Source organism: Saccharopolyspora taberi (assembly GCF_039534165.1).
In the GTDB taxonomy this organism is placed as follows: domain Bacteria; phylum Actinomycetota; class Actinomycetes; order Mycobacteriales; family Pseudonocardiaceae; genus Saccharopolyspora_D; species Saccharopolyspora_D taberi.
The window spans coordinates 167,566-183,155 of sequence record NZ_BAAAUX010000005.1 but is presented as its reverse complement, the minus strand read 5'-3'; the positions used below and the strand labels follow the sequence as shown (position 1 = coordinate 183,155).

The 15,590-nt window shown below is 70.8% G+C and carries 14 protein-coding genes; 4 read left to right on the top strand and 10 right to left on the bottom strand.

The features are described 5' to 3' along the window. The first annotated feature begins 36 nt into the window (after positions 1-36). Positions 37-1,266 (top strand): FAD-dependent oxidoreductase, encoded by a 1,230-nt coding sequence (locus ABD691_RS05470; RefSeq protein ID WP_344678297.1) that lies wholly within the window; start codon positions 37-39, stop codon positions 1,264-1,266. 31 nt (positions 1,267-1,297) lie between these two features. On the opposite strand, the gene ABD691_RS05465 is transcribed toward ABD691_RS05470, so the two are convergent. The 9 genes from ABD691_RS05465 to ABD691_RS05425 form a co-directional block, all read right to left on the bottom strand. Beyond that, positions 1,298-2,080, bottom strand: coding sequence for a fumarylacetoacetate hydrolase family protein (locus tag ABD691_RS05465; RefSeq protein ID WP_344678296.1), 783 nt, complete (start codon positions 2,078-2,080; stop codon positions 1,298-1,300). 95 nt (positions 2,081-2,175) lie between these two features. Continuing rightward, positions 2,176-3,810 carry a citramalate synthase gene (gene cimA, locus ABD691_RS05460; protein ID WP_344678295.1) on the bottom strand — a complete coding sequence of 545 codons (1,635 nt, stop codon included), beginning with the start codon at positions 3,808-3,810 and terminating at the stop codon, positions 2,176-2,178. Positions 3,811-3,991: 181 nt separating this feature from the next. Further along, a complete protein-coding gene (locus ABD691_RS05455) occupies positions 3,992-4,444 on the bottom strand; it encodes an SRPBCC domain-containing protein (RefSeq protein ID WP_344678294.1) in 453 nt (150 codons plus the stop codon). An 89-nt stretch (positions 4,445-4,533) separates the two neighbouring features. Continuing rightward, positions 4,534-5,577, bottom strand: a complete 1,044-nt coding sequence (locus ABD691_RS05450; RefSeq protein WP_344678293.1) for a 3-isopropylmalate dehydrogenase — start codon at positions 5,575-5,577, stop codon at positions 4,534-4,536. A 273-nt stretch (positions 5,578-5,850) separates the two neighbouring features. Further along, complete coding sequence (gene serA / locus ABD691_RS05445) at positions 5,851-7,446, bottom strand: phosphoglycerate dehydrogenase (protein ID WP_344678292.1); 1,596 nt, start codon at positions 7,444-7,446, stop codon at positions 5,851-5,853. Positions 7,447-7,624: 178 nt separating this feature from the next. Continuing rightward, complete coding sequence (locus ABD691_RS05440) at positions 7,625-7,870, bottom strand: DUF397 domain-containing protein (protein ID WP_344678291.1); 246 nt, start codon at positions 7,868-7,870, stop codon at positions 7,625-7,627. A gap of 241 nt (positions 7,871-8,111) precedes the next feature. Next, positions 8,112-9,107, bottom strand: coding sequence for a ketol-acid reductoisomerase (gene ilvC, locus ABD691_RS05435; RefSeq protein WP_344678290.1), 996 nt, complete (start codon positions 9,105-9,107; stop codon positions 8,112-8,114). 50 nt (positions 9,108-9,157) lie between these two features. Then, on the bottom strand, positions 9,158-9,664 hold the full coding sequence (gene ilvN, locus ABD691_RS05430) for an acetolactate synthase small subunit (protein ID WP_344678289.1): 507 nt from the start codon (positions 9,662-9,664) through the stop codon (positions 9,158-9,160). 8 nt (positions 9,665-9,672) lie between these two features. Beyond that, positions 9,673-11,418, bottom strand: a complete 1,746-nt coding sequence (locus tag ABD691_RS05425) for an acetolactate synthase large subunit (RefSeq protein WP_344678288.1) — start codon at positions 11,416-11,418, stop codon at positions 9,673-9,675. A 381-nt stretch (positions 11,419-11,799) separates the two neighbouring features. Here ABD691_RS05425 and ABD691_RS05420 point away from each other — a divergent pair, with 381 nt between their 5' ends. Both ABD691_RS05420 and ilvD read left to right on the top strand, forming a co-directional pair. Beyond that, positions 11,800-12,291 carry a PH domain-containing protein gene (locus tag ABD691_RS05420; RefSeq protein ID WP_344678287.1) on the top strand — a complete coding sequence of 164 codons (492 nt, stop codon included), beginning with the start codon at positions 11,800-11,802 and terminating at the stop codon, positions 12,289-12,291. Between the two features lie 149 nt (positions 12,292-12,440). Further along, positions 12,441-14,285: a dihydroxy-acid dehydratase gene (gene ilvD, locus ABD691_RS05415; protein ID WP_344678286.1), complete on the top strand. Its 1,845-nt coding sequence runs from the start codon at positions 12,441-12,443 to the stop codon at positions 14,283-14,285. Positions 14,286-14,385: 100 nt separating this feature from the next. On the opposite strand, the gene ABD691_RS05410 is transcribed toward ilvD, so the two are convergent. After that, entirely contained in the window at positions 14,386-15,123 is a 738-nt protein-coding gene (locus ABD691_RS05410; protein WP_344678285.1) for a DoxX family protein, read from the bottom strand. Between the two features lie 99 nt (positions 15,124-15,222). Between ABD691_RS05410 and ABD691_RS05405 the strand changes: the two genes are divergently transcribed. Beyond that, the coding region (locus ABD691_RS05405) for an alpha/beta fold hydrolase (protein WP_344678284.1) at positions 15,223-15,590 on the top strand (368 nt) is incomplete at its 3' end.

Below are 15,590 nucleotides of genomic sequence, written 5' to 3'. Positions count from 1 at the left end.
GGATATTCAACACGCGTTGAAATAGGAGGGATCGCAATGGAGCGAACCACCTGCTGCATCGTCGGCGGCGGACCCGCGGGCATGGTCCTCGGCCTGCTGCTGGCCAGGTCCGGCGTCGAGGTCACCGTCCTGGAGAAGCACGACGACTTCCTGCGCGACTTCCGCGGCGACACCGTGCACCCGACGACGCTGCAGCTCATCGACGACCTGGGGCTGGCCGAGACCTTCGAAGAACTCCCCCAGCGCAGGCTGAACCAGGTGCGCGTGCCGGTCGGCCCGGAGGGGCAGTTCCTCACGCTCGGCGACTTCGGCACGCTGTCGATCAAGTACAACTACATCGCCATGGTTCCGCAGTGGGACTTCCTGGACATGCTGGCCGACGCGGGCAAGCAGGAGCCGACGTTCACGCTGCGGATGAACACCGAGGCGACCGAGCTGATCCGGGAAGGCGGCCGGGTCAACGGCGTGCGCTACCGCACCGCCGACGGCCGGACCGGCGAACTGCGCGCGACCATCACCGTCGCCTGCGACGGGCGCAAGTCGTTCGTGCGGGACCTGCCCGAGCTGGGGCTCCGGGACTTCTCCACGCCGATGGACGTGCGGTGGTTCCGGATCCCGCGCCTGCCCGGCGATCCGGCGGGCGCGGTCGCGATGATCCACAAAGGATCGTTCACCGCGCTGATCGACCGCGGGGACTACTTCCAGGTCGCCTCGATCATCGCCAAGGGCACGGACCCGAAGGACCGCACCGGCTCGGTCGAACAGCTCAACGACGCGCTGCGCGCGAACCTGCCCTGGTTGCGGGGGCGGGAACTCGTGCGCGACTGGGACGAGGTCAAGCTGCTGCACGTCTCCCTGGACCGGCTGCGCAAGTGGCAGATCCCGGGACTGCTGTGCATCGGCGACGCCGCGCACGCGATGTCGCCGGTCGGCGGCGTCGGCATCAACCTCGCGGTCCAGGACGCGGTCGCCGCCGCCAGGCACCTCGCCGGACCGCTGCGCGACGGGCGGTTGCGGCGCGCGGACGTGGTGGCCGTGCAGCGGCGGCGGTGGCTGACCACCGTGCTGATCCAGCGGGTGCAGCGGATCATCCACGACAACGTCGTCGGCCCCGCGCTGCGGGGCAGCATCGACTTCGCCGACGAGGTCCACGTCCCGCTCCCGCTGCGGCTGGTGACGAGGATGCCGTGGCTGCGCCGGATTCCGGCGTACCTGCTCGCCTACGGCGCGATGCGGGAGAAGCCGCCGAAGTCGGCGCTGCGCTGAGGCGGCGGTGCCGACCGGCACCGCCGCGCTTTCAGCCCTGCTGGACGGGATTCGTCAGGGTGCCGAGCCCGTCGATGGACACCGACACCTTCTGCCCCGGCCGCATCGGGCCCACGCCCGCCGGGGTTCCGGTGAGGATCACGTCTCCCGGCAGCAGCGTCATGATCCGCGAGATCCACGACACCAGCGCCGAGATGTCGTGGATCTGCAAGGAGGTCCGGGACTCCTGCTTGACCTCGCCGTCGAGTTCGGTGCGCAGGGCCAGGTCCGACGGGTCGACCGAGGTGTCGATCCACGGGCCCAGCGGGCAGAACGTGTCGTAGCCCTTGGCCCGGGTCCACTGCCCGTCGGCCTGCTGCTGGTCGCGCGCGGTGACGTCGTTGGCGATCGTGTAGCCCAGCAGGACGTCGGTGCCGCGCGCCTCGGGCACGTCCTTGCAGGGCTGGCCGACCACCGCGGCCAACTCGCCCTCGAAGTCGACCCGCTCGGAGTTGGCGGGCAGCTTGATCGGCGAGTTCGGCCCGATGACCGAGGTGGACGGCTTCATGAAGATCACCGGGTTGGCCGGCGGTTCGCCGCCCATCTCGCGGGCGTGGTCGGCGTAGTTCTTGCCGACGCAGATCACCTTCGTCGGCAGGATCGGCGCCAGCAGCCGGACGTCGGCCATCGGCCAGCGGCGTCCGGTGAAGGTCGGGTCGCCGAAGGGGTGCTGGTCGATCTCGACCGCGAGCACCTTCTCCTTCGGCGCCGACGGATCGGGTTCGAGCGCGACGAACGACACGCCGTCGGCGTGGGCAACACGGGCCAGGCGCAAGGCAGGACCTCCGCGAGCGGGGTGGATCAGGAACACCCAAGGATCGCATGTGCTGCTCGTCGGCTCGTCTTGCGTGGCGGAACCTCGACGCCGCGTCAGGGCGTGGTGGCGGTGTGGCGCATCGCCTTGAAGGCCAGGGCATCGCACATCGCCAGCCAGCTCGCTTCGACGATGTTGCCGTGCACGCCCACCGTGGTCCACTCCTCCTCGCCGTCGCGGGACTCGATGAGCACCCGGGTCACCGCGTCGGTTCCCGGTGCGTCCACGAGGATCCGGACCTTGTAGTCGGCCAGTTCCACCGTCTCCAGCCACGGCAGCTGCGGTACGAGCGCCTTGCGCAGCGCGGCGTCGAGCGCGTTGACCGGGCCGTTGCCCTCCGCGGTGGCGATGACCCGCTCGTCTCCGACGTGGACCTTCACCGTCGCCTCCGACACCACGGCGCCGTCCTGGCCGTGGTCGAGCAGAACCCGGTACGACTCCAGCTCGAACGGCGCGTCGTGGCCGCGCTCGCGGCCGTCGGCGGCCTCGACCTCGCGGCGCAGCAGCAGTTCCAGCGAAGCGTCCGCGGCCTCGAAGGACCAGCCGCGCGCCTCCAGCTCCTTCACCCGCCGCACCGCGCCGGTGACCGCCGCGGGCGACTCGCTGAGGTCGAGCCCGAACTCGGCGCCCTTGAGCTCCAGGCTCGCCCGGCCCGCCATCTCGGTGACCAGGACCCGCATCCCGTTGCCCACCAACGCCGGATCGATGTGGTTGTACAGCTCGGGGTCCACTTTGATCGCGCTCGCGTGCAGCCCCGCCTTGTGCGCGAAGGTCGAGGTGCCCACGTACGCCTGGTGCGTGTCGGGCGCGAGGTTGGCGATCTCGGCGATCGCGTGCGAAACCCGGGTGAGGTCGGACAGCCTGCCCTCGGGCAGCACCGGCATGTCCAGCTTGGTCGCGAGGTTCCCGATCACCGCGAACAGGTCCGCGTTGCCCGCGCGCTCGCCGTAGCCGTTCGCCGTGCACTGCACGTGGGTCGCGCCGGCCTGCGCGGCGGCGACGGTGTTGGCGACCGCGCAGCCGGTGTCGTCCTGGCAGTGGATGCCGACCCGGAAACCGGTGCGCGCGATGACCTCGGTGACCGTTTCGGCGAGCTGCGTCGGCAGCTGTCCGCCGTTGGTGTCGCACAGGACGGCGACGTCGGCTCCCGCGCCGACGGCGGCTTCCAGCACGCGCAGCGAGGTGTCCGGGTCGAAGGCGTAACCGTCGAAGAAGTGCTCGGCGTCGAGGAAGACCCGCCTGCCCTCCCCCACCAGGAAGCGGACCGTGTCGGCGACCATCGCGCAGTTCTCGTCGACGTCGGTGCGCAGGGCGCGCTCGATGTGCCTGCGGTCGGACTTGGCCACCAGCGTCACCACCGGGGCCTGGGAGTCCAGCAGCGCTCGCACCTGCTGGTCCTCGTGCGCCCGCGCGCCGGCGCGGCGGGTGGCGCCGAAGGCGACCAGCGCGGCGTGGCGGAGCTGTAGCTCGCCCGCGGCGGCGCGGTGGAAGAACTCGGTGTCCTTCGGCAGCGCCCCAGGCCAGCCGCCCTCGATGAACCCGACCCCCAGCGAGTCCAGCGACCTGGCCACCGCGATCTTGTCGGTGACCGAGTAGGAGATGCCCTCGCGCTGGGCGCCGTCGCGCAGGGTGGTGTCGTAGACGTGGAACTCGTCGCCCAGAGGGGTTCCGGCCGGGCTGGTGCGGGTCACTGGTTTCTCCCGTCGGCTTGGATGGGGGCGTTTCTAGGCACAAAAAAGACCCCCCGCGAATGCGAGAGGTCTGCGCGCCGGGGATGCGGAGTCGTCACCCGGCGCGCTTGCCAATAATCATCGTGCTGCGGAAAGCCACGCCCGTATGCTGCCACATCCCGGATCCACCTCAGCAGCTGGGCTACGGCTCCCACGAAGTGGGACGCTGCACGTGCCTGCGGAGATCGTCGAGCACCATCGCCCAGGCTTCGGTGTTGTCGTCCCACGCCTGGCGGCGGCCCTGCTCCGGCAGGTCCAGCGCGGCGAAGCCGCTCTCGACCAGGCGCAGCCGCGTCGACGTGCCTTCCGGGGTCAGGCTGAGCTCGACCCGCGTCGAGTTGCCCGCGACCGGCTCCGCGCCCGGGAAGGCGTTCGCCCAGCGGTACGCGAGGTGCCGTTGCGGCTCCACCCGCTCGATGCGCTGCGGGAAGCTGCCGTACTCGTGGTGCTCGGAGACCAGCCGGGCGCCCTCGCGCACCAGCACGCGCTCCGCGTCGGCCTCGCCGAGCCAGAACCCGGGTTCCAGCAGCGCCGCCCACACGCGTTCCACCGGCGCGGCGATGACGATCTCGCGCTCGACCCGGTCAGCGACCATCGGTTCCTCCTCCCCGGAAAACAGCGTGCACCCCGGAAACGACGAAGCGCCTCCCCGGGCTGCCGGGGAGGCGCTTCGCCGAACGTCCGTCACGCCTGCTGGGCGACCTCGCGCGAGGAGACCAGCGCCGCCAGGCGGTCGCCGATCGCGAAGGTCGCGCCCGGGGCGGAGTGGTCCCGGGTCGCCAGGTCGAAGGCCACCGACGCCTCGACCCGCCGCGCGGCCTCGGTCTGGCCGACGTGGTCGAGCAGCAGCGCCACCGACAGCACCGCCGCGGTCGGGTCCGCCGTGCCCTGGCCCGCGATGTCCGGCGCGCTGCCGTGCACCGGCTCGAACATGCTCGGGTTGCGGCGGGTGGCGTCGATGTTGCCGCTGGCCGCCAGCCCGATGCCGCCGGTGATCGCGCCCGCCAGGTCGGTGATGATGTCGCCGAACAGGTTGTCGGTGACGATCACGTCGAACCGGCCCGGGTCGGTGATCATGTGGATCGTGGTCGCGTCCACGTGCTGGTAGGCGACCGTGACGTCCGGGTGCTGGAGCGAGACCTCCTCCACCACCCGCGACCACAGCGAACCGGCGTGGGTGAGCACGTTGGTCTTGTGCACCAGGGTCAGGTGCTTGCGCGGGCGCGCCGCCGCGCGCGCGAAGGCGTCCCGCACGACGCGCTCCACGCCGAAGGCGGTGTTGATGCTGACCTCGGTGGCGATCTCGTGCGTGGTGTCCTTGCGCAGCAGACCGCCGTTGCCCGCGTACGGGCCCTCGGTGCCCTCGCGGACGACGACCATGTCGATCTCGCCCGGGTCGGCCACCGGGCTCTTCACCCCGGGGTAGAGCCGCGCGGGGCGCAGGTTCACGTGGTGGTCGAGCTCGAAGCGCAGTCGCAGCAGCAGACCGCGTTCGAGGATGCCGCTGGGCACCGACGGGTCGCCGACCGCGCCGAGCAGGATCGCGTCGTGCTGCCGGAGCTCGCCCAGCACGGACTCGGGCAGCAGTTCCCCGGTCGCGTGCCAGCGAGCGGCGCCGAGGTCGTAACGAGTGATCTCGGTGTCGGGGACGACCTCACCGAGGACCTTGAGCGCCTCGGCCACCACCTCCGGCCCGATCCCGTCACCGGGGATCACAGCGAGCCGCATGTACACACCTCCCGAGTACCACCCCGACCTACGGGGCTTGAACCATTGCGCCGAAGGCTACCGGCAAGAGTGCGTCGCCAGGCACGCCGCACCCACCAAGTGGTTGATCTGTCCCGGTTGGCGGGACACCCGGATGGGGCAACATCCACCCCTTCGAGCTGTACCCAACGCACAGAACGGGGCCGCCGCACGGTGTGCGACGGCCCCGTTTCCCTCGAACGGACCCCTTGCGGGCAACAGACCCGAAACAGTTTCAGGTCCGGCCCGTGTTGATCACTCGAACGTGACGGCGCGAACGGTGGTCGCTCCCACGGCCGCGCCGATCGGCTCCAGCACCGCGGTGTCGACCGGCCGGTCCACCCGCAGCAGCATGATCGCCTCGGAGCGCTCGGTGGTCTGGCTGACCGTGGCCGCCTCGATGTTGACCCCGACCTCGCCGAGCAGCGTGCCGACCCGGCCCATCACGCCCGGCCGGTCCGGGTACTCCAGCAGCAGCAGGTTGCCCTCGGCGCGCAGGTCGAAGTGCCTGCCGTTGACCTCGACGATCTTCTCGACCAGGTTGCGCCCGGACAGCGCGCCGGAGACCACCGCGCGGCGGCCGTCGGGCAGGCCGGCGCGGACCGACACCACGCTGCGGTGGTTCGGGCTTTCCGAGGAGGTCTTCACCTCGACGTCGACCCCGAGGTCCTCGGCCAGCTGCGGGGCGTTGACGAAGGTGACCTGGTTCTCGACCGCACCGGCGAACACGCCGCGCAGCGCCGCGAGCTGGAGCACCGAGACGTCCTCGTCGGCGAGCTCGCCGCGGGCCTCCACGGTCACCGAGCTCGGCGTGCTGCCGACCAGCGCGGCCAGCACCTGGCCGAGCTTCTGGGTCAGCGGCAGGTACGGCCGGACCTCCTCGCCGACCGCACCGCCCTGGACGTTGACCGCGTCCGGCACGAAGTCGCCGCGCAGCGCCAGCAGCACCGAGCGCGCCACGTCGGTGCCCGCCCGGTCCTGGGCCTCCGCGGTGGAGGCGCCCAGGTGCGGGGTGACGACCACGTTCTGCAGCTCGAACAGCGGGCTGGAGGTGGTGGGCTCGGTCTTGTAGACGTCGATGCCCGCGCCGCCGATGTGGCCGCTGCGGACGGCGTCGGCCAGCGCGTCCTCGTCGATCAGGCCGCCGCGGGCGGCGTTGACGACGAGCATGCCCTTCTTGGCCTTCTTCAGCTCCTCCACGCCGATGAGGCCGAGGGTCTCGGCCGTCTTGGGCAGGTGGATGGAGATCGCGTCGGAGCGCTCCAGCAGCTCGTCCAGGCTGACCAGCTCGATGCCCAGCTGCGCGGCGCGGCCCGCCGAGACGTAGGGGTCGTAGGCGATCAGCTTGGTGCCGAAGGCGGCGATGCGCTGCGCGAACAGCTGGCCGATCTTGCCCAGGCCGACCACGCCGACGGTCTTGCCGTTGAGCTCGACACCGCTGAAGGAGCTGCGCTTCCACTCGCCGGCGCGCAGGCTCGCGTCGGCGGCGGCGACGTTGCGCGCCACCGCCAGCAGCAGGGCGAGCGCGTGCTCGGCGGCGGAGACGATGTTGGAGGTGGGGGCGTTGACCACCATCACGCCGCGCTCGGTGGCGGCGGGCACCTCGACGTTGTCCAGGCCGACGCCTGCGCGGGCGACCACCTTGAGCTTGCTGGTCGCGGCGAGCACCTCGGCGTCGACCTTGGTCGCCGACCGGACCAGCAGCGCGTCGGCGTCGCGGACGGCGTCGAGCAGCGCCGGGCGGTCGGTGCCGTCGACGTGGCGGATCTCGACCTCGTCGCCCAGCGCGTCCAGCACGGACGGAGCCAGCTTCTCGGCGATCAGGACGACAGGACGGCTTGCGTTGGTCACGGGCGCGCTCCAAAGAGAGATCACGGTCGAAGCAGGGCACCACGTTGTGCCCGGACGGATGGGAAGTTTAACGGGGGATTGAGAATCCGTTCACAAGGGTGTAGCCCGGATCACCGGTGCGGTGTATCGGCACGCCTGGGCCGATCGGCGGATTCTCCCGGCACCGCACCGGAATCCCTCACGGCTCGTCGAACTCGCCGTCCTTGGCGCCCGCCACGAACGCGTCCCACTCCTCGGGAGTGAAGACCAGCACGGGACCCTCCGGATCGGCACCGTTGCGCATGCCGACGTAGCCGTCGACGAAGGCCACCTCCACACCGGGTTCCTCGTCGTCCTCGGTGCTGGTGATCCATTCCGCGCGCGTGAAGTCCAACTTGTGCCTGATGTGCGCTTTGTCGTCGACGATTTCGTTCTGTTCGTTCACGGTCCGCACTCTATCGCCGACGGCGATCGAGTTGCGCTACCTCCGTTCGGGGCTATTTTTCATGAAAATTCTCCACAATTCGCGGTTCTCTCGGGGTGGGGATGCCACGATCTGGTGAAGGTGGGAAATGCCACCGGGCCCGGCGATCCTCGTGGGGATCGCCGGGCCCGGTCGTGGAAAGTGCTGCGGCTGCGGGAAAAGACCTCCGGCCGGAGGCGCTTGCGCGCCGCTCAGCGACGAATCAGCGCTGAGTCCAGCTCATGAGAGCCCGCAGCTTCTTGCCGACCTCTTCGATCTGGTGGGCGTTGCCCGCTTCCTGGAGCTTGGTGAAGTTCGGGCGGCCCGCCTCGTCCTCGGCCACCCACTCCTTGGCGAAGGTGCCGTCCTGGATCTCGGCCAGGATCTTGCGCATCGACTCCTTGACGTGGGCGTCGATCACCCGCGGGCCGCGGCTGAGGTCGCCGTACTCCGCGGTGTCGCTGATGGAGTAGCGCTGGCCCGCGATGCCGCCCTCCCACATCAGGTCCACGATCAGCTTGAGCTCGTGCAGCACCTCGAAGTAGGCGATCTCCGGCTGGTAACCGGCCTCCACCAGCACCTCGAAGCCGGTCTGCACCAGCGCGCTGGCACCGCCGCAGAGCACCGCCTGCTCGCCGAACAGGTCGGTCTCGGTCTCCTCGGTGAAGGTGGTCTTGATGACGCCCGCGCGCGCACCGCCGATGCCCGCGGCGTAGGACAGCGCCAACGCCTGGGCGCCGCCGGTGGCGTCCTGCTCGACCGCGATCAGGCACGGCACGCCCTTGCCGTCGACGAACTGGCGGCGCACCAGGTGGCCCGGGCCCTTCGGCGCGACCATCGCGACGTCCACATCGGACGGCGGCTGGATCAGGCCGTAGCGGATGTTGAAGCCGTGGCCGAAGAACAGCGCGTCCCCGCTGTTGAGGTTCGGGGCGATGTCGTCGGCGTAGATCTGGCGCTGCTTGGTGTCCGGCGCCAGGATCATGATCAGGTCGGCCTCGGCGGCTGCCTCCGCCGGGGTGAGCACGCGCAGGCCCTCCTCCTCGGCCTTGGCGCGCGACTTCGAGCCCTCCGGCAGTCCGATCCGGACGTCCACACCGGAGTCCCGCAGGCTCAGGGCGTGCGCGTGGCCCTGGCTGCCGTAGCCGATGACCGCGACCTTGCGGCCCTGCACGATGCCCAGGTCGGCGTCGGCGTCGTAGAAGATCTCAGTTGCCATGGTGCTTCCTTGTTCCTTTCAGGGAAATCTCTTGCCTGTGGCGGAGTCGCTCAGCGGACCGCGGTCGCGGTGATGGAACGCGGGCCGCGGCCTATCGCGATCGTCCCCGACTGGACCATCTCCCGGACCCCGTAGGGCTCCAGCATGCGCAGCAGCGCGTCCAGCTTGTCGGCGTCACCGGTCGCCTCGATGGTCAGCGCCTCCGGCGAGACGTCGACCACCTTGGCCCGGAACAGCTGCACGGTCTCCAGGACCTGGCTGCGCACCGAGGCGTCGGCGCGGACCTTGACCAGCAGCAGTTCCCGCTGCACCGCGGAGCCGGTCTCCAGCTCCACGATCTTGATCACGTTGACCAGCTTGTTGAGCTGCTTGGTGACCTGCTCCAGCGGCTGGTCGGAGACCGCGACCACGATGGTCATCCGGGAGATGTCCGGGTGCTCGGTCGGCCCCACCGCCAGGGACTCGATGTTGAAGCTGCGCCGGGAGAACAGCCCGGAGACCCTGGCCAGCACGCCGGGGACGTTCTCCACCAAGACGCTGAGCGTGTGTCGGCTCATCGGCGCGCTCACCCCTCGTCCTCGTCGAACAGCGGGCGGATGCCGCGCGCCGCCATGATCTCGTCGTTTCCGGTTCCCGCGGCCACCATCGGCCACACCTGCGCGTCCTTGCCCACCACGAAGTCGACCACGACGGGTCGGTCGTTGATCTCCATCGCCCGCTGGATGACGCTGTCGACGTCCTCTTTGGACTCGCACCGCAGGCCGACGCCGCCGAGCGCCTCGGCCAGCAGCTTGAAGTCCGGGATGCGGTGCTTGTGGGTGCCGAGGTCACTGTGTGAGTAGCGCTCGGCGTAGAACAGGTTCTGCCACTGACGGACCATACCCAGGTTGCCGTTGTTGATGAGCGCCACCTTGATGGGCAGGTCCTCGATGGCGCAGGTGGCGAGCTCCTGGTTGGTCATCTGGAAGCAGCCGTCGCCGTCGATGGCCCAGACGGTCTTGTCGGGCATCCCGGCCTTGGCGCCCATCGCGGCGGGCACCGCGTAGCCCATCGTGCCCAGGCCGCCGGAGTTGAGCCAGGTGCGCGGGTTCTCGTAGCTGACGAACTGCGCGGCCCACATCTGGTGCTGCCCGACGCCGGCGGTGTAGATCGCGTCCGGGCCGACCAGCTTGCCCAGCCGCTCGATGACGTACTCCGGCGACAGGCTGCCGTCCGACGGCCACTCGTAGCCCAGCGGGTAGGTGTCGCGCCAGTCGCGCAGCAGCTCCCACCAGGGTTCGAGGTCGGCGGTGCCGTGCTCCTCGGTGGCGGTCCGGACGGCGTCGATCAGCTCGGTGATGACGTCCTTGCAGTCCCCGACGATCGGGACGTCGGCGGTGCGGTTCTTGGAGATCTCGGCCGGGTCGATGTCGGCGTGCACGACCTTGGCCTCGGGCGCGAACGACGACAGCTGGCCGGTGACCCGGTCGTCGAACCGGGTGCCCAGCGCGATCAGCAGGTCGGCGCGCTGCATCGCGGCGACGGCGGCGACGGTGCCGTGCATGCCCGGCATGCCCAGGTGCTGCGGGTGCGAGTCGGGGAAGCCGCCGCGCGCCATCAGGGTCGTCACGACCGGGATGCCGGTCTTCTCGGCGAGCGCGCGCAGCTCCGCGGTGGCCTCGGCCTTGAGCACGCCGCCGCCGACGTAGAGGACCGGCCGCCGCGCGGCGGTGATCAGCTTGGCCGCCTCGCGGACCTGCTTGCCGTGCGGCTTGCTGGTCGGGCGGTAGCCGGGCAGCTTCATCTCCGGCGGCCAGGCGAACGAGGTGGTGGCCTGCTGGACGTCCTTGGGGATGTCGACCAGCACCGGACCGGGCCTGCCGCTGCCCGCGATGTAGAACGCCTCGGCGATCGTCCGCGGGATGTCGTCGGGGTCGGTGACCAGGAAGTTGTGCTTGGTGATCGGCAGCGTGATGCCGCAGATGTCGGCTTCCTGGAACGCGTCGGTGCCGATCAGGCCGGTGCTCTGCTGCCCGGTGATCGCCACCACCGGCACCGAGTCCATGTGCGCGTCGGCCAGCGGGGTGACCAGGTTGGTCGCGCCCGGCCCGGAGGTGGCCATGCAGACCCCGACCTTGCCGGTGGCCTGGGCGTACCCGGTCGCGGCGTGCCCGGCGCCCTGCTCGTGGCGGACCAGCACGTGCCGGACCTTGGTGGAGTCCAGGAGCGGGTCGTAGGAGGGAAGGATCGTGCCACCCGGAATGCCGAAGACGACCTCGCAGCCCACGGCCTCCAGCGAGCGCACGAGCGACTGCGCGCCGGTGACCTTCACGGGGGCTCCGCCGGGCGGTGCGGGCTTGGGACGTTGCCCCGGCGGGGGTGCCGGGACCGGACTCTGCCTGGTGTTGGCGCTGGTCATCGGATCTGCCTCTGAGTCGGAGGGCGGGGGTTGGATTGGAGCCGGGCACGAAAAAACCCCCGCAGACCACAGGTGGTCCAACGAGGGTTGGCGCGTCGACGAACGAAACTTCCTAGGCGTCGACGCGCCAGGAAATTACGAGAAGGTCGTTCAGTCGCTGCATGCCAGCGACGTTAACGGCAAGGACATCATCGCGTCAAACCATGCGGGACGATCTTCCCAGATCCTGGACGCTCGGCCGGGGGTGGCAGTACCCGCGAGGGGGACGGAAACCGCAGGTGGGAACATCGGACCGTGAGCGAAACCCCGGACAATCCCGAGCCCGAGAACGCTGCGAACGAGGACACGAGAGCTGCGTCACAGCCGTCCGCGCTGACCTTCCGGATCACCCCGGTCGCGCTGCTGGCCGCGGTGACCCTGGTCGCGGGCGCGACCCCGGTGGCCTGGTCCGCGGGCCCGTGGGCGCTGTCGATCTACCTCGTCCCGCTGGCGATCGCGGTGTGGGTGCTGCGCACCCGGACCACGGTCAACGCCGAGGGCGTGACCGCCCGCCGGGTGCTGGGCAGCACCAGGTTCGGCTGGGACGAGCTGGCCTCGCTGCGGCTGGACCAGAAGCGCTGGCTCAGGGCGGTGCTGTCCTCGGGCAAGGAGGTCGAGCTGCCCGCCGTGCGGGTGCGGGACCTGCCCCGGCTGGCCGCGCTCAGCGGCGGCAGGCTGGCGGACCCGACGGCACCGTCCCGAGATGCGGACACCGGGGAGTCCGAGCGCCCGGATTCGGCGGAGTAGCCTCGGATCCACCGCGCTCGCCCCCGCTCGCGCCCGGCACCCCGAACGCGCACCACGGCGGGGATGTCCCCCGGGCCGGAACATGCCCCGGGGCGCCGCACCCATCCGCCACCGGCCAGGTGGCGGTCTCCCAGGAACTGAGATGTGAAATGCCCCAGCTGCGTTCTCGCACCACCACCCACGGCCGGAATGCCGCAGGCGCTCGGTCGCTGTGGCGGGCCACCGGGATGACCGACGACGACTTCGGCAAGCCGATCGTGGCGATCGCCAACTCCTACACCCAGTTCGTGCCGGGTCACGTGCACCTCCGGGACCTCGGCGACGTGGTGGCCGAGACCATCCGCGAGGCGGGCGGGGTGCCGCGCGAGTTCCACACGATCGCCGTGGACGACGGCATCGCCATGGGCCACGGCGGCATGCTGTACTCGCTGCCCTCCCGCGAGCTGATCGCCGACTCGGTGGAGTACATGGTCAACGCGCACCAGGCCGACGCGCTGGTGTGCATCTCGAACTGCGACAAGATCACGCCGGGCATGCTCAACGCGGCGATGCGGCTCAACATCCCGGCCGTGTTCGTCTCCGGCGGTCCGATGGAGGCGGGCAAGGCGGTCGTGGTCGAGGGCGTGGCGCACGCGCCGACCGACCTGATCACCACCATCGCCGCGTCGGCCAGCTCCGAGGTCGACGACGACGGGCTCAGCGAGGTCGAGCGGTCGGCGTGCCCGACCTGCGGCTCGTGCTCGGGCATGTTCACCGCGAACTCGATGAACTGCCTCACCGAGGCGCTGGGCCTGGCGCTGCCCGGCAACGGCTCCACGCTGGCCACCCACGCCGCCCGCCGCGCGCTGTTCCAGGAGGCCGGCCGCACCGTGGTGCGGATCGCCAAGCGCTGGTACCAGGACGACGACGAGTCGGTGCTGCCGCGCTCGGTGGCCAACAAGCAGGCGTTCGAGAACGCGATGGCGCTGGACATGGCGATGGGCGGGTCGACCAACACCGTCCTGCACACGCTGGCCGCCGCCCGCGAGGGCGAGATCGACTTCACCCTGGAGGACATCGAGGCGATCAGCCGCCGGGTGCCGTGCCTGTCGAAGGTCAGCCCGAACTCCGACTACCACATGGAGGACGTGCACCGGGCGGGCGGCATCACCGCGATCCTCGGCGAGCTGGACCGGGCCGGGATGCTGCACCGCGACGTCGCCTCGGTGCACAGCGCGAGCCTCACCGAGTGGCTGTCCACCTGGGACATCCGCGGTGCGTCGCCGTCGGCGGAGGCGCTGGAGCTGTTCCACGCCGCGCCGGGCGGGGTGCGCACCACGAAGGCGTTCTCCACCGACAACCGGTGGTCCTCTTTGGACACCGACGCCGCAGGCGGCTGCATCCGCGACGTCGAGCACGCCTACACCGCCGACGGCGGGCTGGCGGTGCTGCGCGGCAACCTCGCCGAGGACGGCGCGGTGGTCAAGACCGCGGGCGTCGAGGAGGAGCTCTGGACGTTCCAGGGCCCGGCGCGGGTGCTGGAGAGCCAGGAGCAGGCGGTCTCGGCGATCCTCAAGCGCGAGATCCAGCCCGGCGAGGTGCTGGTCATCCGCTACGAGGGCCCGGCGGGCGGTCCCGGCATGCAGGAGATGCTGCACCCGACGGCGTTCCTGAAGGGCTCCGGCCTGGGCAAGAAGTGCGCGCTGATCACCGACGGCCGGTTCTCCGGCGGATCCTCCGGGCTCTCGATCGGGCACATCTCCCCCGAGGCCGCCAACGGCGGCGCGATCGGGCTGGTGCGGGACGGCGACCAGATCCGCATCGACGTCCGGGAGCGCAGGCTGGAACTGCTGGTGGACGACGAGGTGCTGGCCGAGCGCCGGGCGAAGATGGAGGCGAGCGAGCACCCGTGGCAGCCCGCCGACCGCGAGCGCCCGGTGACCGCCGCGCTGCGCGCCTACGCGCGGCTGGCCACGTCGGCCTCCCACGGCGCGGTCCGCGACGTCAACAAATGACTTTGAAGGCTGGCGGCTGCGCCGCTTGAGGACGATGGTCGGCTTGGGAAAGCGAGAACGGGCACCCGCACGGGGTGCCCGTTCTCGTTCTTCCGCTCGTTCAGCGCAGCAGCAGGATCACCGCGACGGAGGCGCCCGCGGCGATGATCAGCGCGATGAAGCCGAAGGTCAGCGGGCGGCGGAACCACACCCGGCCGTAGTCCAGCGCGACGCGTCCGGGGCCGGTGAACATCAGGCCCAGCGCCAGCGCGCCGAGGGTGGACTCGAACTCGTACCCGCCGTCGGTGTTGAAGAACGGGCCGCCGAACTTCACCGCGACCGCGTTGGCCATGACCCCGACGATGCCCGCCGCTGCGAGCGGGGTGAACAGGCCGAGCACGAGGAGCGCGCCCGCGCCCAGCTCGGTCCCGCCGGTGATCAGCGCGAGCGTGGCGCTCTGCTGGAAGCCCATCTCGGTCAGCGCCTGCGCGAAGCCCTCCGGGCCCGGACCGCCGAAGGCGCCGAACAGCTTCTGCGCGCCGTGGACCGCGAACAGGCCGCCGAGCGCCAGCCGCAGGATCAGCAGCCCCAGGTCGGCGCCCGCGTTCCAGCCGAACGGCTTGCGCTCGGCGGGCAGCTCGTCGTAGTAGACGTCGTCGCCTGCGGGGTTGCGGACCAGCGAAGTCGCGTCGGCGTCGCTGTAGCCGTCATCGTCGTCGTAGTAGTTGTGCTTCTGAACGCCGAGGCCCTGGGTACCCGCGGGACCCTGGAAGCCAGCCCCGGCCGGGGCGTTGCTGCCTTGATTGCGATCGTCTGGGTAGCCGCCCGCGCTACCGGGGCGATCGTCGTGGATCCTCACGCGGGCAAAGGCTAGGGCATGGTCACCCCATGGGGCGAGCAGTGCTCCCAACACGTGACAGCTTCGAGACTGCGCCCCGGGGTGCGGCAGAATAGTCCGATGGTCGACCACGCCGTCCGGGAATTCGACGTCCGCGCAGGTGACGACCTCCTGCGCGGATGGCGCGCGGACGTCCCGGCCGACCTTCCGCCGTTGCTGCTGTGCCCGGGTCTCGGATCGCTGCCGGGCCCGTGGCGCGAGCTCCCGGTGAGCACGCTGAGCTGGCGCGCCCGGGACTCGCTGACCGCAGGCGTGACCAGGCACGTCGACGACGCCCTCGCCGTGCTCGACGCCGCCGGGGTCAAGACGTGCGCCGTCGCGGGCTGGTCTGCCGGGACGGCGGTCGCCGCCGAACTCGCCCGCCGCTGCCCGGACCGGGTGCGCGGGCTGGTGCTGGTCGGCGGGATCCCCGGCAGCAGCGCCGATTC